At 54.7% G+C, this 22596-nt stretch carries 15 protein-coding genes; 12 read left to right on the top strand and 3 right to left on the bottom strand.

What is annotated here, in order from left to right; translation table 11 throughout:
* The first annotated feature begins 32 nt into the window (after nucleotides 1–32).
* The 4 genes from HVX72_RS13500 (at nucleotide 33) to HVX72_RS13485 (ending at nucleotide 3289) form a co-directional block, all read left to right on the top strand.
* A complete protein-coding gene (locus tag HVX72_RS13500) occupies nucleotides 33–1265 on the top strand; it encodes a winged helix-turn-helix domain-containing protein (RefSeq protein WP_181821572.1) in 1233 nt (410 codons plus the stop codon).
* 51 nt (nucleotides 1266–1316) lie between these two features.
* Nucleotides 1317–1499: a protein YcaR gene (gene ycaR / locus HVX72_RS13495; protein WP_042288120.1), complete on the top strand. Its 183-nt coding sequence runs from the start codon at nucleotides 1317–1319 to the stop codon at nucleotides 1497–1499.
* Complete coding sequence (gene kdsB, locus HVX72_RS13490) at nucleotides 1496–2242, top strand: 3-deoxy-manno-octulosonate cytidylyltransferase (RefSeq protein ID WP_181821570.1); 747 nt, start codon at nucleotides 1496–1498, stop codon at nucleotides 2240–2242. Before ycaR ends, kdsB begins: the two co-directional genes overlap by 4 nt.
* A gap of 153 nt (nucleotides 2243–2395) precedes the next feature.
* Nucleotides 2396–3289: a YcbJ family phosphotransferase gene (locus tag HVX72_RS13485; RefSeq protein WP_042288113.1), complete on the top strand. Its 894-nt coding sequence runs from the start codon at nucleotides 2396–2398 to the stop codon at nucleotides 3287–3289.
* Here HVX72_RS13485 and elyC read toward each other — a convergent pair.
* A complete protein-coding gene (elyC, locus tag HVX72_RS13480; RefSeq protein ID WP_181821568.1) occupies nucleotides 3266–4045 on the bottom strand; it encodes an envelope biogenesis factor ElyC in 780 nt (259 codons plus the stop codon). The two genes, HVX72_RS13485 and elyC, sit on opposite strands and share 24 nt — an antisense overlap.
* A gap of 133 nt (nucleotides 4046–4178) precedes the next feature.
* On the opposite strand from elyC, the gene cmoM reads away from it, so the two are divergent.
* From cmoM to HVX72_RS13440, 8 genes are all read left to right on the top strand, one after another.
* A complete protein-coding gene (gene cmoM, locus HVX72_RS13475; RefSeq protein WP_060569539.1) occupies nucleotides 4179–4991 on the top strand; it encodes a tRNA uridine 5-oxyacetic acid(34) methyltransferase CmoM in 813 nt (270 codons plus the stop codon).
* The gene (mukF, locus tag HVX72_RS13470; protein ID WP_042288102.1) at nucleotides 4984–6306 is read left to right on the top strand and encodes a chromosome partition protein MukF; all 1323 of its coding nucleotides are present in this window, start codon (nucleotides 4984–4986) and stop codon (nucleotides 6304–6306) included. The genes cmoM and mukF overlap by 8 nt, the downstream gene beginning before the upstream one ends.
* Nucleotides 6287–6991, top strand: coding sequence for a chromosome partition protein MukE (mukE, locus tag HVX72_RS13465; RefSeq protein WP_181821566.1), 705 nt, complete (start codon nucleotides 6287–6289; stop codon nucleotides 6989–6991). The genes mukF and mukE overlap by 20 nt, the downstream gene beginning before the upstream one ends.
* Nucleotides 6991–11439 (top strand): chromosome partition protein MukB, encoded by a 4449-nt coding sequence (gene mukB / locus HVX72_RS13460; protein ID WP_181821565.1) that lies wholly within the window; start codon nucleotides 6991–6993, stop codon nucleotides 11437–11439. The genes mukE and mukB overlap by 1 nt, the downstream gene beginning before the upstream one ends.
* A 325-nt stretch (nucleotides 11440–11764) precedes the next feature.
* On the top strand, nucleotides 11765–15994 hold the full coding sequence (locus HVX72_RS13455; RefSeq protein WP_181821564.1) for an inverse autotransporter beta domain-containing protein: 4230 nt from the start codon (nucleotides 11765–11767) through the stop codon (nucleotides 15992–15994).
* A gap of 188 nt (nucleotides 15995–16182) precedes the next feature.
* Entirely contained in the window at nucleotides 16183–18033 is a 1851-nt protein-coding gene (gene ldtD, locus HVX72_RS13450; RefSeq protein WP_181821563.1) for a L,D-transpeptidase, read from the top strand.
* A 178-nt stretch (nucleotides 18034–18211) separates the two neighbouring features.
* Nucleotides 18212–18760, top strand: coding sequence for a YcbK family protein (locus HVX72_RS13445; protein ID WP_042288084.1), 549 nt, complete (start codon nucleotides 18212–18214; stop codon nucleotides 18758–18760).
* 19 nt (nucleotides 18761–18779) lie between these two features.
* Nucleotides 18780–19427 (top strand): MBL fold metallo-hydrolase, encoded by a 648-nt coding sequence (locus HVX72_RS13440; protein ID WP_060569543.1) that lies wholly within the window; start codon nucleotides 18780–18782, stop codon nucleotides 19425–19427.
* A gap of 84 nt (nucleotides 19428–19511) precedes the next feature.
* Here HVX72_RS13440 and aspC read toward each other — a convergent pair whose 3' ends face one another.
* Nucleotides 19512–20702, bottom strand: a complete 1191-nt coding sequence (aspC, locus tag HVX72_RS13435) for an aspartate transaminase (protein WP_181821562.1) — start codon at nucleotides 20700–20702, stop codon at nucleotides 19512–19514.
* Nucleotides 20703–20885: 183 nt separating this feature from the next.
* Nucleotides 20886–22001, bottom strand: coding sequence for a porin OmpF (gene ompF, locus HVX72_RS13430; RefSeq protein ID WP_275943312.1), 1116 nt, complete (start codon nucleotides 21999–22001; stop codon nucleotides 20886–20888).
* Nucleotides 22002–22596: the final 595 nt, after the last annotated feature.

Raw genomic sequence — 22596 nt, 5'->3', positions numbered from 1 at the left:
ACGAGGGCAGCGAATGAATGATGGAGTCATCTATGTCGTTGCCGTCCCTTTCTCTTAAAGAGGCCCGTCTTCTCCACCTCGCTGCACAGGGCTTACTGCGCAAGCCACGCCGTCGAGCCCGTGAGTCCGATATTCTCGCAACCATAACCCGCATGTCGCTGTTGCAAATCGACACCATCAATATTGTCGCGCGCAGCCCTTATCTGGTGTTGTTCAGCCGTCTGGGGGATTATCCCTCGCAGTGGCTTGACGCCGCGCTGACTCGCGGCGAGCTAATGGAGTACTGGGCGCACGAAGCCTGCTTTTTGCCGCGCAGCGACTTTAAGCTCATACGTCACCGGATGTTGACCCCGGAAAACATGGGCTGGAAGTACAAAGCGGCGTGGATGAACGACCATGCCGGGGAAATTGAACAACTCATACAGCATATTCAGCATAACGGCCCGGTGCGGTCGGCGGATTTTGCGCATCCACGTAAGGGAACCAGCGGATGGTGGGAGTGGAAGCCGCATAAGCGCCACCTGGAAGGGCTGTTCACCGCCGGGAAACTGATGGTGGTTGAACGGCGCAACTTTCAGCGCGTTTATGATTTAACCCATCGCGTGATGCCGCACTGGGATGATGAGCGCGACCTGCTACCGCGCGCCCAGGCTGAGCTGTTCATGCTGGACAACAGCGCCCGCAGCCTTGGCATTTTTCGCGAGCAATGGCTGGCGGATTACTATCGGCTAAAGCGACCCGATCTACAGCGCTGGCGAGAGACGCGCGCGGAGCAACAGCAAATTATTCCCGTTGAAGTCGACACGCTCGGTACGCTGTGGCTACACGCTGAGCTCCTGCCGCTGCTTGAACAGGCGCAGGCAAAAAAGTTGAGCGCGACGCACAGCGCGGTTCTGTCGCCGTTTGACCCGGTGGTCTGGGATCGTAAACGCGCGGAACAACTCTTCGGTTTCAGTTATCGGCTGGAATGCTACACCCCCGCGCCGAAACGGCAGTTTGGTTATTTTGTCCTGCCGTTGCTTCACCGGGGACAGCTGGTTGGTCGGATGGACGCCAAAATGCACCGTAAAACAGCGGTGCTGGAGATCATTTCGCTGCACCTGGAAAAGGGCGTCACGTCCGGGATTTCGCTACAGAACGGCTTAAAACAGGCGATTGGCGATTTTGCCCGCTGGCAGCAGGCCACGCGCGTGACGTTAGGCCACTGCCCGCCGGGACTGTTCACGGAATGTCGGCAGGGCTGGGAATTAGACGCAGACGCGTGAACGATTATGATAAGATTTACCGATTCACTGTCCGGTCCATCTGGAGGAACTATGGATCATCGTCTGCTTGAAATCATCGCCTGCCCGGTTTGTAACGGGAAACTCTGGTTTAACCAGGAAAAACAAGAACTGATCTGCAAACTGGATAACCTTGCGTTTCCCCTGCGTGACGGCATTCCCGTCCTGCTGGAAACAGAAGCCCGCGTGCTGGCGGCTGACGAGGGGAAATCATGAGTTTCGTGGTCATCATCCCCGCGCGCTATGCGTCAACGCGCCTGCCTGGCAAACCGCTGCTGGACATTAATGGCAAGCCGATGATAGTGCACGTCCTGGAGCGCGCCCGTGAATCCGGCGCCGAGCGTATTATCGTCGCAACCGATCACGACGATGTCGCGCGCGCCGTTGAGGCTGCGGGCGGCGAAGTCTGCATGACCCGCGCTGACCACCAGTCTGGCACGGAACGTCTGGCGGAAGTCGTCGAGAAGTGCGGGTTTAGCGATGACACCGTGATTGTTAACGTTCAGGGTGACGAGCCGATGATCCCGGCGGTCATTATTCGTCAGGTCGCAGAAAACCTGGCGCAGCGTCAGGTCGGCATGGCTACGCTGGCGGCACCGATCCACGGCGCGGAAGAAGCCTTTAATCCCAACGCGGTCAAAGTTGTGCTGGATGCGGAAGGCTATGCGCTTTACTTCTCGCGCGCGACAATCCCCTGGGATCGTGACCGATTCGCCAAAAGCCTGGAAACCGTTGGCGATACCTTCCTGCGCCATCTGGGGATTTACGGCTACCGTGCCGGTTTCATTCGCCGTTACGTGAGCTGGCAGCCCAGCCCGCTGGAGAACATCGAGATGCTGGAGCAGCTCCGTGTGCTGTGGTACGGCGAAAAGATCCACGTCGCGGTGGCGAAAGAAGTTCCCGGTACCGGGGTGGATACCGCCGAAGATCTTGAGCGCGTCCGCGCCGAAATGCGTTAATGTTCCCTTACGACGCGTCGTCCGATCCCGGGCGGCGCGTCGTACCGTTACGATTTTCCTCACATTTTCTTGTCAACAATTGATCTCATCCGGGTGACATCTGCCCCTCTGGCGCTCATTATAAAAGCAGTAGCGTTTATAAGGGTAAACTGAATGGAACAGCTGCGTGCCGAATTAAGCCATTTACTGGGCGAAAAACTGAGCCGTATTGAATGCGTGAATGAAAAAGCCGATACGGCGCTGTGGTCACTGTATGACAGCCATGGCAATCCGATGCCGCTGATGGCCAGAAGTTTCACCACTCCCGGCGTCGCGCAGCAGCTGGCGTGGAAAATCACTATGCTGGCGCGCAGCGGTACCGTCCGGATGCCGGTCGTGTATGGCGTAATGACCCACGACGAGCACCCCGGCCCCGACGTGTTGCTGCTGGAACGCCTGCGGGGCGTGTCTGTCGAAGCGCCAGCCCGCACCCCGGAGCGTTGGGAGCAGCTTAAAGATCAGATCGTCGAAGGTCTGCTCGCCTGGCATCGTCAGGACAGCCGGGGCTGCGTCGGCGCGGTGGATAATACCCAGGAAAACATCTGGCCCTCGTGGTATCGCCAGCGTGTTGAAGTGCTATGGAGCACACTCAATCAGTTCAACAACACCGGGCTGACGATGCAGGATAAAAGGATCCTGTTTCGAACGCGGGAATGCCTCCCTGCGTTATTCGAGGGGTTCAATGATAATTGCGTGCTGGTGCATGGCAATTTCAGCCTGCGCAGTATGTTAAAAGATGCCAGAAGCGATCAGCTTCTGGCGATGGTGGGGCCGGGTATTATGCTCTGGGCGCCGCGGGAATATGAACTGTTCCGTCTGATGGATAACGCGCTGGCGGAAGATCTGCTCTGGCATTACCTGCGCCGCGCGCCTGTGGCAGAGTCGTTTATCTGTCGGCGCTGGCTTTATGTCTTATGGGACGAAGTGGCCCAGTTGGTCAATACCGGGCGCTTTAGCCGCGCTAACGTCGATCTTGCGGCGAAATCACTCCTGCCCTGGCTCGCCTGATAGTCCTTTCAGCCACTGCCAGATACGCCCCAGCGTCTCATAACCCACGCGATCGCTGTGCATCAGCCAGACCGGCGAGGGGAGCGCGTATTCCCACGGATTCAGCGGTGAATCAATTGCCAACTGATTTGCCGGGGCAGGCAGCGGATCCAGCCCGACGCGTTGAAAGAAAATCATCGCCCGCGGCAGGTGCGAGGCGGACGTCACTAACAGGAACGGCGCGTTGCCAATGGCCCGCTTCACCGCCAGCGCTTCTTCTTCAGTATCTTTCGGCTGCTCCAGGGTAATAATATCTGCGCGAGGCACGCCTAACGATTCGGCGACGCGCGCGCCGGCTTCCGCGGTACTGACCGGATTCGTCAGCGCGGGCGCGCCGGTAAAGATCAGCTTCGAACCCGGATTCGCCCGCCATAAGCGAATGCCCTCATTAAGGCGCGGCAGGCTGTTACTGATCAGGTTGGAGCTGGGCGCCCACTCGGGATTCCAGGTATAACCGCCGCCCAGCACGACGATGTAGTCCACTTTTCGTGTCTCCTGCCAGGTGGGATACCGGCTTTCTATCGGCCGAAGCAGTCCGTCCGCAACGGGCTGCAGGCTAAGCAGAAACAGCGCCAGCCAGCCTGCGCTGATCATCACCTTCCCGGTTTTCTGAAAACGGCTAAACCACAGCAACATCAACCCTGCGCCGATCGCTAACAACAGGAAAGGGAGAGGCAGCAGCATGCCGCCAATCACTTTCTTTAGTGTAAAAAGCATTCTTTTTGGTTCCTTTTTTAACCATACAGCAGAAGAATAATCAGGATATTACACCAGACAGGTTCATTCTCCGCTCGGGTGTGACAAAATAGCGGTTTTGATTAAGAACCCCAAGCCGTCAGTGGAGAGCCCGATGCGGGATCGCAATTTTGATGACATCGCGGAAAAGTTTTCCCGTAACATTTACGGCACCACCAAAGGCCAGTTGCGCCAGGCGATCCTCTGGCAGGATCTCGATGGCCTGCTGGCGCAATACGGTACGCAAAAACTACGCGTGCTGGATGCCGGCGGCGGCGAAGGCCAGACCGCGATCAAAATGGCAGAGCGGGGCCACCACGTCACCTTATGTGACCTTTCCGCGGAAATGATCGCCCGCGCGCAGCAGGCGGCGGACGCAAAAGGTGTGAGCGATAACATGCATTTTATACAATGCGCCGCTCAGGACGTAGCTTCGCATTTGGAAAGCCCGGTTGATCTGATATTGTTTCATGCGGTGCTGGAATGGGTTGCAGAACCGGTCTGCGTATTAGAGACGCTGTGGTCGGTATTGCGCCCCGGTGGCGCACTGTCGTTAATGTTCTACAATGCCAACGGCCTGTTGATGCACAATATGGTGGCCGGGAATTTCGATTACGTGCAGGTGGGGATGCCAAAGCGTAAAAAGCGCACGCTTTCACCGGACTATCCCCGTGAGCCAGGGCAGGTTTATCAGTGGCTGGAACAGATTGGCTGGCAAATTACCGGAAAAACTGGGGTGCGCGTCTTTCATGATTATCTGCGTGAAAAGCACCAGCAGCGGGACTGCTATGAGATGCTGCTTGAACTTGAAACGCGTTATTGCCGTCAGGAACCCTGGATAAGCCTTGGCCGGTATATACACGTCACCGCGCTGAAACGCCTGTCCCATGAGGCTTTACCCGCAGATGCAAGGATAACCTATGAGTGAATTTTCCCAGACAGTCCCCGAACTGGTTGCCTGGGCCAGAAAAAATGATTTTTCTATCTCGCTGCCGGTAGACCGACTTTCGTTCCTGTTGGCCGTGGCCACGCTGAACGGTGAGCGACTCGACGGCGAGATGAGTGAAGGCGAACTGGTGGATGCGTTTCGCCATGTCAGTGATGCGTTTGAGCAAACCAGCGAAACCATTGGCGTACGCGCGAACAATGCGATCAACGACATGGTGCGTCAACGTCTGCTGAACCGCTTTACCAGCGAGCAGGCGGAAGGGAACGCCATTTACCGTCTTACCCCGCTTGGCATCGGGATTACCGATTATTATATCCGCCAGCGCGAGTTCTCCACGCTGCGTCTGTCAATGCAGTTGTCGATCGTCGCAGGGGAACTGAAGCGCGCAGCGGATGCCGCAGATGAAGGCGGCGACGAGTTCCACTGGCACCGTAACGTCTATGCGCCGCTGAAATACTCGGTGGCGGAAATTTTCGACAGTATCGATCTCACTCAGCGCATCATGGATGAGCAGCAACAGCAGGTAAAAGACGACATCGCGCAACTGCTGAATAAAGACTGGCGGGCGGCAATTTCCAGCTGCGAACTCTTGCTCTCGGAAACGTCGGGCACCCTGCGCGAACTGCAGGATACGCTGGAGGCGGCGGGTGATAAGCTGCAGGCCAACCTGCTGCGCATCCAGGATGCGACGCTGGCGCATGACGATCTGCATTTCGTCGATCGCCTTGTATTTGATCTGCAAAGTAAGCTTGACCGTATTATCAGTTGGGGCCAGCAGTCTATCGATCTGTGGATCGGCTATGACCGCCACGTGCATAAATTTATCCGTACCGCTATCGACATGGATAAAAATCGCGTTTTTGCCCAGCGTCTGCGCCAGTCTGTCCAGACCTATTTCGACGAGCCGTGGGCGCTGACCTATGCGAACGCCGATCGTCTGCTGGATATGCGTGACGAGGAAATGGCGCTGCGCGACGAAGAGGTGACCGGGGAACTTCCACCGGATTTAGAGTACGAAGAATTTAACGAGATCCGCGAGCAACTGGCGGCGATCATCGAAGAACAGTTGGCTGTCTACAAAACCAAAGAGACGCCGCTGGATCTCGGTCTCGTGGTACGCGAATATCTGTCGCAGTACCCGCGTGCGCGTCATTTCGACGTGGCGCGTATTGTTATCGATCAGGCGGTACGTCTTGGCGTAGCGCAAGCAGACTTCACCGGACTGCCAGCCAAATGGCAGCCGATTAATGATTACGGAGCCAAGGTACAGGCGCATGTCATTGACAAATATTGAACAAGTGATGCCGGTTAAGCTGGCGCAGGCGCTGGCGAATCCGTTATTTCCGGCGCTGGACAGCGCGTTACGCTCAGGCCGTCATATTGGACTGGACGAACTGGATAATCATGCCTTTTTGATGGATTTTCAGGACTATCTGGAAGAGTTTTACAGCCGCTATAACGTCGAGCTGATCCGCGCGCCGGAAGGGTTTTTCTACCTGCGTCCGCGTTCCACGACGCTGATCCCGCGTTCTGTTCTTTCCGAACTGGATATGATGGTCGGGAAAATCCTCTGCTACCTCTATCTCAGCCCGGAGCGGCTGGCGAATGAAGGGATTTTCACCCAACAGGAGCTGTACGACGAACTGTTAACGCTGGCCGACGAAGCTAAACTGTTGAAGCTGGTGAATAACCGCTCAACCGGCTCCGACGTCGACCGGCAAAAGCTGCAGGAAAAAATGCGCTCGTCCTTAAACCGCCTGCGTCGCTTAGGCATGGTGTGGTTTATGGGGCACGACAGCAGCAAATTCCGCATTACGGAATCGGTATTCCGCTTTGGCGCGGATGTTCGTACTGGCGACGACCCGCGCGAAGCCCAGCGCCGCTTAATTCGCGACGGAGAGGCGATGCCGGTCGAAAACCACCTACAGCTCAACGATGATACCGAAGAGAATCAGCCGGACAGTGGAGAAGAAGAATAATGATTGAACGCGGTAAATTTCGCTCACTTACGCTGATTAACTGGAACGGTTTCTTTGCCCGTACCTTTGACCTTGATGAATTAGTCACCACGCTTTCCGGCGGTAACGGGGCGGGGAAATCGACCACCATGGCGGCCTTCGTCACGGCATTGATCCCGGACTTAACCCTGCTGCACTTCCGTAACACAACCGAAGCGGGGGCGACCAGCGGGTCACGCGATAAAGGCCTGCACGGTAAGCTGAAGGCGGGCGTGTGTTATTCGATGCTCGATACCATCAACTCACGCCATCAGCGGGTGGTGGTCGGCGTGCGTCTGCAACAGGTCGCCGGTCGCGACCGGAAAGTGGACATTAAACCCTTTGCCATTCAGGGACTGCCGATGTCGGTTCAGCCGACGCAACTGGTGACGGAAACCCTCAACGAACGTCAGGCGCGCGTGCTCACGCTCAACGAGCTGAAAGACAAGCTTGATGAAATGGAAGGCGTACAGTTTAAGCAGTTCAACTCCATAACTGATTACCACTCGTTGATGTTTGATTTGGGCATCATTGCCCGTCGTCTGCGCTCGGCTTCCGACCGCAGTAAATTCTATCGCCTGATTGAAGCGTCGCTGTATGGCGGCATCTCCAGCGCCATCACCCGCTCTTTACGCGACTACCTGCTGCCGGAAAACAGCGGTGTGCGCAAGGCATTCCAGGATATGGAAGCGGCGCTGCGTGAAAACCGCATGACCCTGGAAGCGATCCGCGTCACCCAGTCTGACCGCGATCTGTTTAAGCACCTGATCAGCGAAGCCACCAACTATGTGGCGGCGGACTACATGCGTCACGCCAACGAGCGTCGCATTCACCTGGACAAGGCGTTGGAGTTCCGTCGTGAACTTTACGCCTCGCGTAAACAGCTTGCGGCTGAGCAGTATAAACATGTCGATATGGCGCGCGAACTTGCCGAGCACAACGGCGCGGAAGGGGATCTTGAGGCCGACTATCAGGCCGCGAGCGATCACCTGAATCTGGTGCAAACCGCGCTCCGTCAGCAGGAAAAAATTGAGCGCTACGAAGCGGATCTCGACGAGCTGCAGATCCGTCTCGAAGAGCAAAACGAAGTGGTGGCGGAAGCCGCCGAACGGCAGGAAGATAACGAGGCGCGCGCCGAAGCCGCCGAACTGGAAGTGGATGAGCTGAAAAGCCAGCTCGCCGACTACCAGCAGGCGCTGGACGTTCAGCAGACCCGCGCGATTCAATACAACCAGGCGATTTCCGCGTTACAGCGCGCTAAAGATCTTTGCCATTTGCCGGATCTTACCGCAGACAGTGCCGCCGAGTGGCTGGACACCTTCCAGGCGAAAGAGCAGGAAGCCACCGAAAAAATGCTCTCTCTCGAGCAGAAAATGAGTGTGGCGCAAACGGCGCACAGCCAGTTTGAGCAGGCGTATCAACTGGTAGTGGCGATTAACGGCCCGCTGGCGCGTAACGAAGCATGGGACGTGGCGCGCGAACTGCTGCGCGAAGGCGTCGATCAACGCCACCTGGCTGAACAGGTTCAGCCGTTGCGGATGCGCCTGAGCGAGCTGGAGCAGCGCCTGCGCGAACAGCAAGATGCGGAGCGTCTGCTGGCGGAGTTCTGCAAACGGCAGGGTAAACAGTTCGACATTGATGAACTGGAGGCACTGCATCAGGAACTGGAAGCGCGCATCGCGTCGCTCTCTGACAGCGTCTCTAACGCTCACGAACAGCGGATGGCGCTGCGTCAGGAACAGGAGCAGCTTCAGTCGCGCATTCAGCACTTAATGCAGCGCGCGCCGGTGTGGCTGGCGGCGCAGAACAGCCTGAGTCAGCTCAGCGAGCAGTGTGGCGAGGAGTTCACCTCCAGCCAGGATGTGACCGGATATCTGCAACAGTTGCTGGAACGCGAACGTGAAGCGATTGTTGAGCGTGATGAAGTCGGCGCGCGTAAGAACGCCGTTGACGAAGAAATTGAACGCTTAAGTCAGCCTGGCGGTGCGGAAGATCAACGGCTTAACGCGTTGGCGGAACGGTTTGGCGGCGTCCTGCTGTCGGAAATCTATGACGACGTCAGTCTGGAAGATGCCCCGTACTTCTCCGCGCTGTACGGCCCGTCGCGCCATGCTATCGTGGTCCCGGATCTTTCGCAGATCGCCGAGCAACTGGAAGGCTTAACGGATTGCCCGGAAGATTTGTATCTGATTGAAGGGGATCCGCAGTCTTTCGATGACAGCGTTTTCAGCGTCGACGAACTGGAAAAAGCGGTGGTGGTCAAAATTGCCGATCGCCAGTGGCGTTACTCCCGTTTCCCGTCGGTGCCGCTGTTTGGCCGCGCTGCGCGTGAAAGCCGTATCGAAAGCCTGCATGCTGAGCGTGAAGGTCTGTCGGAACGTTTCGCCACGCTCTCTTTTGACGTCCAGAAAACCCAGCGTCTGCATCAGGCTTTTAGCCGCTTCATCGGTAGCCATCTTTCGGTGGCGTTTGAGTCCGATCCGGAAGCCGAAATTCGCCAGTTGAACGCCCGCCGCGTTGAGCTCGAGCGCGCGCTGACCGCACATGAAAGCGATAACCAGCAGCAGCGTCTCCAGTACGAACAGGCGAAAGAGGGCGTTTCTGCCCTGAACCGCCTGCTGCCGCGTCTCAATCTGCTGGCGGACGACAGTCTGGCGGATCGCGTGGATGAGATCCGCGAACGGCTGGACGATGCGCAGGAAGCCGCGCGCTTTATTCAGCAGCACGGCAACCAGCTTGCTAAACTGGAACCGGTCGTTTCGGTATTGCAGAGCGACCCGGAACAGTTTGAACAACTTAAAGACGATTTCGCCTATGCCCAACAAGTGCAGCGCGATGCCCGTCAACAGGCGTTTGCGCTGACGGAAGTGGTGCAGCGTCGTGCCCACTTCGGTTACTCCGACTCAGCGGAAATGCTCAGCGGCAACAGCGATCTGAACGAAAAGCTGCGTCAACGTCTGGAACAGGCGGAAGCGGAACGCACCCGCGCCCGCGAAGCGCTGCGTGGTCATGCTGCGCAATTGAGCCAGTACAACCAGGTGCTGGCGTCGCTGAAAAGTTCCTATGACACCAAGAAAGAGTTGCTCAACGACCTGCAACGCGAGCTGCAGGATATCGGCGTGCGCGCCGACAGCGGGGCGGAAGAGCGTGCGCGGATGCGTCGTGATGAACTGCATGCCCAGCTCAGCAATAACCGTTCGCGCCGCAACCAGCTTGAGAAAGCGCTCACCTTCTGTGAAGCGGAAATGGATAACCTGACCCGTAAACTGCGCCGTCTGGAACGCGATTACTTTGAAATGCGTGAGCAGGTTGTCATGGCGAAAGCCGGGTGGTGTGCAGTGATGCGGCTGGTGAAAGACAGCGGCGTGGAGCGCCGCCTGCACCGCCGCGAGCTGGCCTATCTTTCCGGGGACGATCTGCGTTCCATGTCGGATAAGGCGCTCGGCGCGCTGCGTCTGGCCGTTGCGGATAACGAGCATCTGCGTGACGTCCTGCGCTTGTCGGAAGATCCAAAACGTCCGGAGCGTAAAATTCAGTTCTTCGTCGCGGTGTATCAGCATCTGCGTGAACGTATTCGTCAGGATATTATTCGTACCGACGATCCGGTGGAAGCGATCGAACAGATGGAGATCGAACTGGGCCGCCTGACTGAGGAGCTGACGTCCCGCGAACAGAAACTGGCGATCAGCTCCCGTAGCGTGGCGAACATCATTCGTAAAACTATCCAGCGTGAACAGAACCGTATCCGTCAGCTCAACCAGGGCTTGCAGAGCGTTTCCTTCGGCCAGGTCAATAGCGTACGGTTGAATGTCAACGTGCGTGAAACCCACGCGACGCTGCTGGAGGTGTTGTCTGAACAGCACGAGCAGCATCAGGATCTGTTCAACAGCAATCGCCTCACCTTCTCGGAAGCGCTGGCGAAGCTGTATCAGCGACTGAATCCGCAAATTGACATGGGGCAGCGCACGCCGCAGACCATTGGCGAGGAATTGCTGGATTACCGTAACTACCTGGAAATGGAAGTTGAGGTTAACCGTGGTTCCGACGGCTGGCTGCGCGCAGAGTCCGGCGCGCTGTCTACCGGTGAGGCGATCGGTACCGGTATGTCTATTCTGGTGATGGTGGTACAGAGCTGGGAAGATGAAGCGCGTCGCCTGCGCGGCAAAGATATCTCACCGTGCCGCCTGCTATTCCTTGATGAAGCGGCGCGTCTCGATGCGCGTTCCATCGCCACGCTGTTTGAGCTGTGCGAACGCCTGCAGATGCAGCTCATCATCGCGGCGCCGGAAAACATCAGTCCGGAAAAAGGCACCACCTATAAACTGGTGCGTAAAGTCTTCCAGAATACGGAACACGTACACGTGGTAGGGCTGCGCGGCTTTGCGCCACAGCCTCCGGAAGGTGTGCCGGGCGTGACTGAAGCGTCGTAGATCGGTTCGCAACAACGTAAAAGCCGTAATCATTGGATTACGGCTTTTTTACGCGTGATACCTGAAAAATTCTAAATTTATATTTATATAAAATTAAATATATAACTCAAAATTCTAATATTCATTCTGCTTATCTTTATAAGGTGTTAATTTTTATTCAAAAGAACTGACTGGCGGGTTTATATTAATTTCTTTCAAGAATGTAATTTCAACTTTTATCCGGGTAATTTAATCCTGTTAATTATTGGCGTAATTGAAGGTGTTGTGCTGTTTACCATAAAATAAGGTTTTAACTTTCCCTATGGATAAACCAGGGACAAATTATATGAATTTATCGACAAGGAAGTCTTTAGCCTGTTTGCAAATAGCGCTTCAGTTATTTTCCTCCTCAAGCCTGGTCTATTTTTCACCGAGTTATGCTGAGAGCGCACAGGACAAGTCCTCTGTTTTATCAGCCAACGATACGAATAATCGCGAAGGGCAGGACGCAAATCGTGTTGCGCAAGCGGCCGTGCAAGCGGGATCGTTACTGAGTAGTGATGACGCAGCGACCGCATTAAGCACTACGGTTATCTCGACGGCGACAGGCGAAGCCTCCTCCGCCGTGCAAAAGTGGTTGAATCAGTTTGGTACGGCGCGGGTGAATATCAGTACTGATGAACATTTTACGCTTTCTGATTCTGAACTTGATCTCCTGCTTCCGTTGTATAACGAAAAAGAACATCTGTTTTTTACTCAGTTAGGCGGTAGGCGGCATGATGACAGAAATGTTATCAATACAGGACTGGGGTATCGCCATTTTTCTGATGACTGGATGTGGGGCACAAATCTTTTTTACGATCGGCAAGTTTCGGATAACCATCACGAACGTCTCGGCGTGGGCGCTGAGTTAGGTTGGGATTACGTCAAACTTGCCGCTAATGGCTATTTTCGCCTCAGTGACTGGATGGCGTCTTCTCAGTATCGGGATTATGACGAGCGCGCGGCGAATGGTTTTGATGTTCGCGCGACGGGGTATTTGCCTGCTTATCCTCAGTTAGGCGCCAATATAATTTATGAAAAATATTATGGCGACAGCGTGGGGTTATTCGGTGACGATGAAGACGATCGACAGAAAAATCCTTACGCCGTCACCTTAGGCCTCAACTATACTCCTGTACCGTTGATTACCCTCGGTGCAAATCAAAAAATGGGCAAAAGCGGCCAAAACGATACGCAGCTCAATCTCAGCGTAAACTGGTCGCCTGGCGTGCCTTTGCGCGATCAGCTCGATCCTTCTGCGCTGGCTCAGCGTCGCTCTCTGATGGGAAGCCGTCAGGATCTCGTCGACCGTAACAATAATATTGTACTTGAATACCGCAAACAGGAACTCATTTCACTGTCATTACCCACGGCGATTCAGGGGGAAGAACAGACTAAACAATCCGTGACAGCGAAAGTAAAAACCAAATATGGTCTTGAACGCATTGAATGGCAGGCGGCTTCATTTCTCAGCAACGGCGGCAAGATCAGTTCCGGTGGAAGTGCGGAGCAGTTTGTTTTCACCTTACCCGCCTGGCAGGGAAGTGGCGTCAATAGCTACACCCTCAAAGCTATTGCGTGGGATAAAAAAGGCAACGCTTCTGACGCCAGCGAAATGAAGGTCAACGTGAGCGGCATTAATGTTACTACGCTGCAGTCGACCACGGTGGTCTCACCCGCCAGCATTCCTGCTGATGGCGCTTCAACGGCCAATGTTACTATCAGTCTCAAAACAACGTCTGGCGAAAATGCGAGCGGACTGGCGGCACGACTGACGGCTACGCTAAGCGCTGCGAAAATGAACACCGCGCAGGTGGGCGGTGAGGTAGCAGAGAAGAACGCGACGATTGGTCACTTTAACGAGACGTCAGCTGGCGTATACGTTGCTACCGTGACGGCGGGCACACAGGCTGAAACACTGACGATTCAACCGTTGATTGACGGAAACGTGAAGCTGGCCAGCGCGAAGCTGACTGAAGAGGCTACGCAAAGCGCTGCGCAACTCACCGCTGTGGATGTCCCCGCAACCAGCGCCCTGGCGAACGGCGTCACGCCCCTAACCCTGACCGCGTATGTCACCGATCAAAACGGTAATGTCGTGAAAGACGCGACTGTTGACTGGTCGGCCGATAATCCGCAGGCAAAATTGTCCGCGAACACTACGCTGACAGATGCTAACGGTACCGCGCAAATTCAGGTAAGCAGTACGGCAGTGATCACCACAGTTGTGACAGCTCAGTTGCTGCAGGGCAACGCGATTAGCACCCCTTCGCTGAGTTTCACCGCAGATATAACCAGCGCAAAGGTCAGCGCTATTTCTGCCGCGAAGAAGCAGGTCGTGGCAAACAATAATGATACCGACATCATTACCGCCCAGGTGACGGATAATGCCAATCATCCGCTGGGCGGAGTGACGGTTAACTGGATCGTTAATAAAACGGACGGCGCAAAAATCACTGAAAAGACGTCGGTGTCGGACGTACAGGGTAAGGCAACATTGAGTCTGAGGTCAGCGAAGACGGGAACAGTGACGGTGAGCGCAAGCGTTAATAATGGCAAGGCGCAAACCACAGATCCCATCACCTTTGTTGCGGATAGTAGTACGCAGAAAATTGACGGTATTACGGTAAGCACCACAAAACAAGTTGCCGATGGTGCCAGCACTATCCGTTATGAAGCGACGGTAAGAAATGCGGAAGGTCTTCCTTTACCCGATATTACCGTTAACTGGTCAGCGGACAACAGTAATGTCACATTAAGCCAGAATCAGACGATCAGTGATGCGAATGGCGTCGCTGCAATGACTGTAAGCTCGAAGAAAGCGGGTAGCGTGATTGTCACTGCGCAAACCAGTGAGAGCGCGCCTTTCCAGGCTGAAGCCGCGATTTTTACGGCTGATCCAACGACTGCACGCGTTGGGGCGTTAAGTAGCGACAAACAACGTGCGCTAGCCAATGGAACTGCGGCAATAAAAGTTAGCGCAACGGTTGTGGATGCAAATGAAAACCCGCTGTCCGCCGCTGAAGTAAAATGGGCTGTTTCGCCCTCCACAGGTAAGTTGTCTGCGACAAGCTCCACCACGCAGGCCGATGGGGTTGCGGATGTGCTGCTGACAACGACCACGGTGGACCGCTACAGCGTCGAAGCCAGCATCAATGGAAGCACAAAAACGTTAGGCGATTTAACGTTCACTGGCGACCCAGGAACGGCGACTGTATCGTCACTCAGCGCGGATAAAATGTCGGGAATTATTGCGGGTAAAGATAACGTGACGCTAACAGCGAAGGTTATTGATGCCAACCAGAACCCAATTACAGGCGTAATCGTAAACTGGAGTAGCAGTGAAACGAGCAGCCGCTTTAGTGAAAGTGCATCAACGACGGATGCTCAGGGGATCGCGAAGACCCAATTCTCAAGCCTGAAGGCGGGGAATATCGAGGTGACCGCAGCGGCGGGCGCCAGCAGCCAGACGGCACAACTCCAGGTCATCGGGAATGTGGCAACCGCGCAGGTGACGGATGTAAAAGCAAACACCGCGACGGCGGTTGCCGATGGTCAGGAAAAAATCAGCTGGACAGCGACAGTTGCGGATGAAAATGGCAACGTCTTAACGGGGGCATCGGTAAACTGGCGTGCTGACCTGGACGGCGTCACACTGTCCCCGCAAAGCAGTCAAACTGACAGTAGCGGCAGCGCCACAACGGAGGGGACCTCTGTGAAATCAGGCGTGGTAACGGTTACTGCAACGCCAGACGCTAATCCTTCAGGAGCACATTCGGGCAATAGTGTTACTTTTACTGCGGATGCGAAGACGGCAACGCTGGCAAAATTAACCCCAAGCGCTGACTCAGCCTATGTCGGGAAGGGCGAAGTCACTTACCGTGCTGAAGTGGTCGACGGTAATAATAATCCCTTGCCTTCCGCGACGGTTTCCTGGAGCACGACGCTGAATTCGCTTTCTGCTACTGAAACGCAGTCCGATAACGGAGGTATCGCTACGGTTAAACTGTCGGGCTCTACGGTAGGGCAGGTCACGGTAAAGGCCACCATTGGCAACTCAGAGTTAACCAATAAAGCGGTCACCTTCATTGATGATTACCGGGGGAACTGGAACATCTCGGTTGTCGGCTCCACCGTACAAGGCGATAACTGGGACTCACAGCATATTGAAGGCATCCCTGATATGGCATTCGTGACGACTGGCGATACACAAGGGCCAGGTTCGCTGATTTCCGACGCGAAGGGCTCCAGCCCGCTCACGGTGCCAATGACCGATCAGAACGGGAAAACGTGGAATGTGATCGTTCAAGGACGTCGCGCCACGGCCTGTAATGTCTTCCAACTGAACTCTTATGGGCAAGCGTGTTACGAGGCCATCGCACCTGTCTGGGCGAATCTCGTGTATTCTTCCACAACAAACACGTCTTTGCCTGCGGGGGTGTATCACGGCACGATACAGCTTTTAGGCAAAAGTAAAGGCACGCAATGGTCTTACAAGTATGATGTCGAGACCACATTAACCATTACCGAGTAAGGCGTCCTTTTCGTTATTTCCCCGTGCTTAAAACACGGGGATTTTTTTCTGCCCACTTAACAACCTTCTCATACTGAGTTATCTTTAAATTCCTTTACATAAGGTTAGGTAAACGCCTGTCAGCCTTTCTATAATAGGAAAAAGCCCCGGATGTGCGGGCATGTCGTATAGCAACCAGGGGGCAAGGGATGTTGCTTAATCAGTTTGGTGGTCGTCGGCTTTCGGCATTCAGTTTGTGCCTGGCTGTAACATTCGCTCCACACTTCAATGTTCAGGCTGATGAGCCTGAGGTTATCGCTGGCGGCAGTCCTGTCGTCGCCAATGAACAAAGTCTCGCTCAGCCGCAGGCGCAGTCCGCCGCAACGGCTGTGATGGCGGGTCTCCAGCCCCTTCCTGAAGGCGCGGCGGAAAAAGCGCGCGCGGAGCTTCAGTCCCGGTTGCCTGCGGGGTACACCCCTGTTTATATGAATCAACTGGAACTGCTGTATGCGGCGCGTGATATGCGGCCGATGTGGGAGAACCGTGATGCGGTGAAAGCCTTCCAGCAGCAACTGGCTGAGGTGGCGATCGCGGGCTTCCAGCCACAGTTCACCCACTGGGTGGCGCTACTCACCGATCCGTCCGTCAGCGGATTAACGCGCGATGTCGTTCTGTCTGACGCGATGATGGGGTACCTGCACTTTATTGCTAATATTCCGGTCAAAGGCAATCGCTGGCTCTACAGCAGCAAGCCGTACGCAATGACGACGCCGCCGCTGTCGGTGATTAACCAGTGGCAGGTCGCGCTGGATAACGGTCAACTGCCTGCTTTTATCGCCGGGCTGGCGCCGCAACACCCGCAATACGCGTCGATGCATGCGTCGCTGCTGGAGTTGGTCGGCGATTCCCGTCCATGGCCGCAGTTGACCGGGAAAGCGACGCTGCGTCCGGGACAGTGGAGTAATGATGTTCCGGCGCTGCGCGAAATCCTCCAGCGTACCGGGATGCTGGAAGGAGGACCGAAGATCGCGCTACCCGGCGATGAAACGCCATCAGAGGCAGTGGTCAGTCCGTCAGCCGTCGCCGTTGACGCACCCGACGCGAAGTCCTCGCCGCAGAGCGCGCCGCGCAGCAAGCCAGCGCCAGCCGTACGCGCGGCTTATGATAAAGAGCTTGTCGCGGCGGTCAAACGCTTCCAGACCTGGCAGGGACTGGGCGCGGACGGGGCGATTGGCCCTGCGACCCGCGACTGGCTGAACGTCACCCCGGCACAGCGCGCAGGGGTGCTGGCATTGAACATCCAGCGTCTGCGCTTACTTCCGGCTGACCTGTCGACGGGGATCATGGTTAATATCCCGGCCTACTCGTTGGTCTATTATCAGAACGGCAACCAGGTGCTGGCGTCGAGGGTTATCGTAGGGCGTCCCGATCGTAAAACGCCGATGATGAGCAGCGCCCTGAACAATGTGGTGGTCAACCCGCCGTGGAATGTCCCGCCGACGCTGGCGAGAAAAGACATTCTGCCGAAGGTCTGGAATGACCCGGGCTATCTGGAACGTCACGGCTATACGGTGATGCGCGGCTGGAACAGCAGGGAGGCGATTGACCCGTGGCAGGTCGACTGGTCCACCATTACGCCGTCGAATCTGCCGTTTCGTTTCCAGCAGGCGCCCGGCGCGCATAACTCGCTGGGACGGTATAAATTTAACATGCCCAGTTCAGATGCTATTTATTTGCATGATACGCCGAACCATAATCTGTTCAAACGGGACTCCCGGGCGTTAAGCTCCGGCTGCGTGCGCGTAAACAAGGCCTCTGAGCTTGCCAATATGTTGCTACAGGATGCTGGCTGGAATAATAGCCGCATCTCTGACGCTCTGAAGCAGGGGGATACCCGCTACGTCAATATTCGCCAGACGATTCCGGTCAATCTTTATTATCTGACCGCGTTCGTGGGAGCCGATGGACGAACGGAATATCGCACAGATATTTACAATTATGACCAGATAGCGCGATCCAGCGCACAAATTGTGGCAAAAGCGGAACAATTAATCAGGTAAATGAAGAAGTTCTGATAAATCTGTTGTCGTAATATTTGGCAGTCACGGGGCTATTCGGCCAGAAGCCCCGCCACTGCTGGGCTTGGGCCATCTTGACGGCGGCTTTTTTGCCAGTTAAGGTGCCCTTCGTGCGCTAAAGCATATTGTTGATGACCTTTTACCTGTAGACCTTATTACCATGGACAATTTTGACGCTAATCGCCGCAAACTGCTGGCGTTAGGTGGTGCTGCCCTGGGAGCTGCCATCTTGCCCGTGCCTGCGTTTGCCACTCTCTCTACCCCGCGTCCGCGTATTTTGACTCTCAATAATCTTCATACCGGTGAGTCAATCAAAGCGGAATTTTTTGATGGCAGAGCTTACATTCAGGATGAATTAGCCAAACTTAACCATTTTTTCCGCGACTACCGCGCAAACAAGGTGAAGTCCATCGATCCAGGACTGTTTGACCAGCTTTTCCGCCTGCAGGGGCTACTCGGTTCCCGTAAACCCGTCCAGTTGATTTCCGGTTATCGTTCGCTCGATACCAATAATGAATTGCGCGCCCACAGTCGTGGAGTCGCTAAAAAAAGCTATCACACCAAAGGCCAGGCAATGGATTTCCATATTGAAGGCGTTTCGTTAAGCAATATTCGCAAAGCCGCGTTATCTATGCGCGCTGGTGGTGTAGGATACTACCCACGCAGTAACTTTGTGCATATCGACACCGGGCCCGTACGGCACTGGTGATTAACGAAACAGGGGAAGTATGAACTATCGTATTATTCCGGTCACCGCGTTCTCCCAGAACTGTTCCTTGATCTGGTGTGAGCAAACCCGTCTGGCAGCGCTGGTCGATCCTGGTGGCGATGCCGGGAAAATCAAACAGGAAGTAGACGCCAGCGGCGTAACGCTGATGCAGATCCTGCTCACTCACGGACATCTCGATCACGTGGGAGCGGCGGCAGAGCTGGCGCAGCACTACGGCGTCCCGATTATCGGTCCGGAAAAAGAAGATCAGTTCTGGCTTGAGGGACTGCCTGCCCAGAGTCGCATGTTCGGCCTCGACGAGTGTCAGCCTTTGACGCCTGACCGCTGGTTGAATGAAGGAGAGACTGTCAGCGTAGGGAATGTGACTTTACAGGTGTTACATTGCCCGGGCCACACGCCAGGACACATCGTCTTTTTTGATAAATCATCTCAGTTGCTCATATCCGGGGACGTGATTTTCAAAGGCGGGGTGGGGCGCAGCGATTTTCCACGCGGTGACCATAGTCAGTTAATTGACTCCATTAAGCGTAAGCTGCTGCCGTTAGGCGATGAGGTGACCTTTATTCCGGGGCATGGGCCGCTGTCGACGCTGGGGTACGAACGTCTGCATAATCCTTTCCTCCAGGATGAAATGCCTGTCTGGTAACGGTATGTAGCCAGGCTCCAGGCCGGTGCCACGCGCCAGTAAAAAAGCCCGCTGTTTCAGCGGGCTTTTTGTTTTCCGGGTCGCTTACAGAACCGCGACGATGGCTTCGCACAGCGGCGCCATGTTGTCTGGCGTCATTCCGGCAACGTTAACCCGACCGGAGGCGACGGCGTAAACACCGAACTCCTCGCGCAGACGCAGCACCTGTTCCTTGGTCAGGCCGCTGAAGGAGAACATGCCGTTCTGCTTAATAATGAAGCTGAAATCTCGGTTTGCCCCTTTTTCCTGCAGGGTATTCACGAACAGCAGACGCATGCGCTGAATGCGCTGACGCATGTCGGTCAGTTCTTGCTCCCAAATCGCGCGCAGCGCGTCGTTGCTCAGAATGGTGGCGACAACGGAAGCGCCGTGGGCTGGCGGGTTAGAGTAGTTGGCGCGAATGACAGACTTCATCTGGCTGAACGCGCGATCAACGGTTTCCGCATCGGCGGCGACCAACGTACAGGCGCCCACGCGTTCGTTGTACAGACCAAAGTTTTTTGAGTAGGAGCTGGCAACAATCAGCTCCTTATGCAGCGCGGCGAAAGCGCGCAGCCCTTCAGCGTCCTCTTCCAGACCACGGGCAAATCCCTGGTATGCGAAGTCAAACAGCGGCAGCCAGCCTTTATCGACAGAAAGCTGAGCCAGCGTTTGCCACTGCTCAAGCGTCGGATCAATGCCGGTTGGGTTGTGGCAGCAGCCGTGGAACAGTACCACATCGCCTGCCTGGGCTTCGCTGAGGCTGTTCAGCAGCGCGTCGAAGTCGAGCGCATGGTTTTCTGCGTCGTAATACGTATACTCACGGACTTCCAGACCCGCAGAGCCAAAGACGCTCTTATGGTTCGGCCAGCTCGGGTTGCTCACCCATACGCGTTTTACCGCCGTGTTTTTCGCCAGGAAGTCTGCCGCGACGCGTAGCGCCCCGGTGCCGCCTGGTGTTTGCGCCGTGCGTGCGCGCTTGTCGTTAATCAGCGCGCTGCCTTTCCCGAACAGCAGCTCCTGGGTGCAACGGCCAAATTCCGGAATACCGTCAATGCCGAGGTAGTTTTTTGTTGTTTCATTTTCGAGTAAATACTGCTCGGCTTTTTTAACGCTGGTCAGCACCGGCGTTTTGCCAGTTTCATCTTTATAGACACCGATCCCGAGGTTAATTTTCCCAGGGCGGTCATCAGCACGAAACAGATCGGCCAGGCCCAGAATAGGGTCGGCAGGGGCGGCGGTAATGTTCTCAAACATGACGAGGTTCCATTGTGGTTACAGAAGGGAATTCCGCTATCAGGTTAACGGGAGATTTACAAAATGCCAACCGTTAGACGTGAAAACTCTCAAGGTTTTGTGAAGTCGCGAGATTCCGCTGACAGGCATAAAAAAACAGGACCGAAGTCCTGTTTTTGAGGCATTTAACAAAGGGGTCTGCTATTAGAACTGGTAAACAATACCGACTGCGACGGTGTTGTCGGAGCCTACGCCCAGTTTGTTGTCAGAATCAATCTGGTTGATGATGTAGTCAACGTAGGTGGACATGTTTTTGTTGAAGTAGTAAGTGGCGCCAACTTCCACGTAGTTCACCAGATCTTCATTACCAATACCTTCTACGTCTTTCGCTTTAGATTTGGTGTAGGCGATGGACGGACGCAGACCAAAGTCGAACTGGTACTGCGCGACTAACAGGATGTCCTGGGTTTTGTTAGCAAAACCGCCGCTAATTGGCGTTGCGTTACGGGTTTCACCGTAGTTTGCCGCCAGATAGAGGTTGTTCGCATCATATTTCAGACCGGTTGCCCACTGCTCAGCTTTATCACCCTGGCCACGCAGAGCCGGGTTAGTCTGCGCATTGGTACGATCGGCGGAGCCGTAAGCACCGACGATGCCGAAGCCTTCGAACTCATAGCTCAGAGAGCCACCCCAGCCGTCGCCGTTAGAACGACGCACGTCGCTGAAGTTGTTGTCATCGCCGTCAACCTCATAGCTGCTTGCGCGCTCATTTTTGCCCAGGTACTGAACGCCGAAGTTCAGGCCTTCAACCAGACCAAAGAAGTTGGAGTTACGGTAAGTCGCAACGCCGCCCACGCGACCCACAAAGAAGTTATCGGTGTAGGCGGTATCGCCGCCAAATTCAGGCAGCATATCGGTGTAGCCCAGCGCATCGTAAACGATACCGTAGTTACGACCGTAGTCGAAGGAGCCCGCGTCGCCGAATTTCAGACCCGCGAACGCCAGACGGGTTTTGTTGCCGCTCTGCGCGTCAGAACCCCCTTCAGAGTTGTTACCCTGGAATTGATACTCCCACTGACCGTAACCGGTCAGTTGGTCATTAATCTGTGTTTCCCCTTTGAAACCAAGACGGGCATAGGTCTGGTCGCCATCGCCACCGTAGCTGTTCTCACCGTTGCCTTTAGAAAAATAATGCAGACCTACCGCTTTACCGTACAGATCCAGTTTGTTGCCGTCTTTGTTATAGACTTCTGCAGCGTTTGCCGCACCGGCAGCCAGCAGGGCAGGGATCACCACTGCCAGAATATTGCGCTTCATCATTATTTATTACCCTCATTGGTTTTTTTATGACACCTGCCACTGCCGCCAATAATTTCTGTAAATAAAAATTTACGGAACTATTGATGAGAGTTTGGTGTCTTTATGTGTCTGACAGGCATCTTTCCATTCAAACCAGCGTTCCGCTACCGTCAAAGTGCTACAAAGATAAAGATTTGGTTTCAAAAAGAAAAAATATGTAACTATATGTTTCATTTTTGGAACTTTGTGAACGATATCAAGTTTCGAACCTGTTTCCGCTTCAAATATCGGCAGTCATATCTATATATATGATTTTCTTATCTTTAATTCAGATAAGTGTAAAAAATCGAACAGAAAATCGGCACCTTTGTTTTCGCGTATGCCGTGTTGTAGCCGTCTGGAATGCTGTGAAATTGTTTAAAAAAAGTACTAATGGATGAGAATAAACTAATCCGTAGTGATATTAGGGATTTTGGTTTGTACGAAATATGACGCTGAAATATGACGTAACAGGACGGAAGGGGAAGGCGGTTGATCTTTACATTGCTGCCAAATTATTCACAGAAATTGACAGTTGATATCATAAAAAGGCCAGCAGCGCTGGCCTTTTGACGTG

The organism is Citrobacter sp. RHB21-C05 (assembly GCF_013889015.1).
Lineage (GTDB): Bacteria > Pseudomonadota > Gammaproteobacteria > Enterobacterales > Enterobacteriaceae > Citrobacter_A > Citrobacter_A sedlakii.
This window is presented reverse-complemented; position numbering and strand designations above follow the sequence as displayed.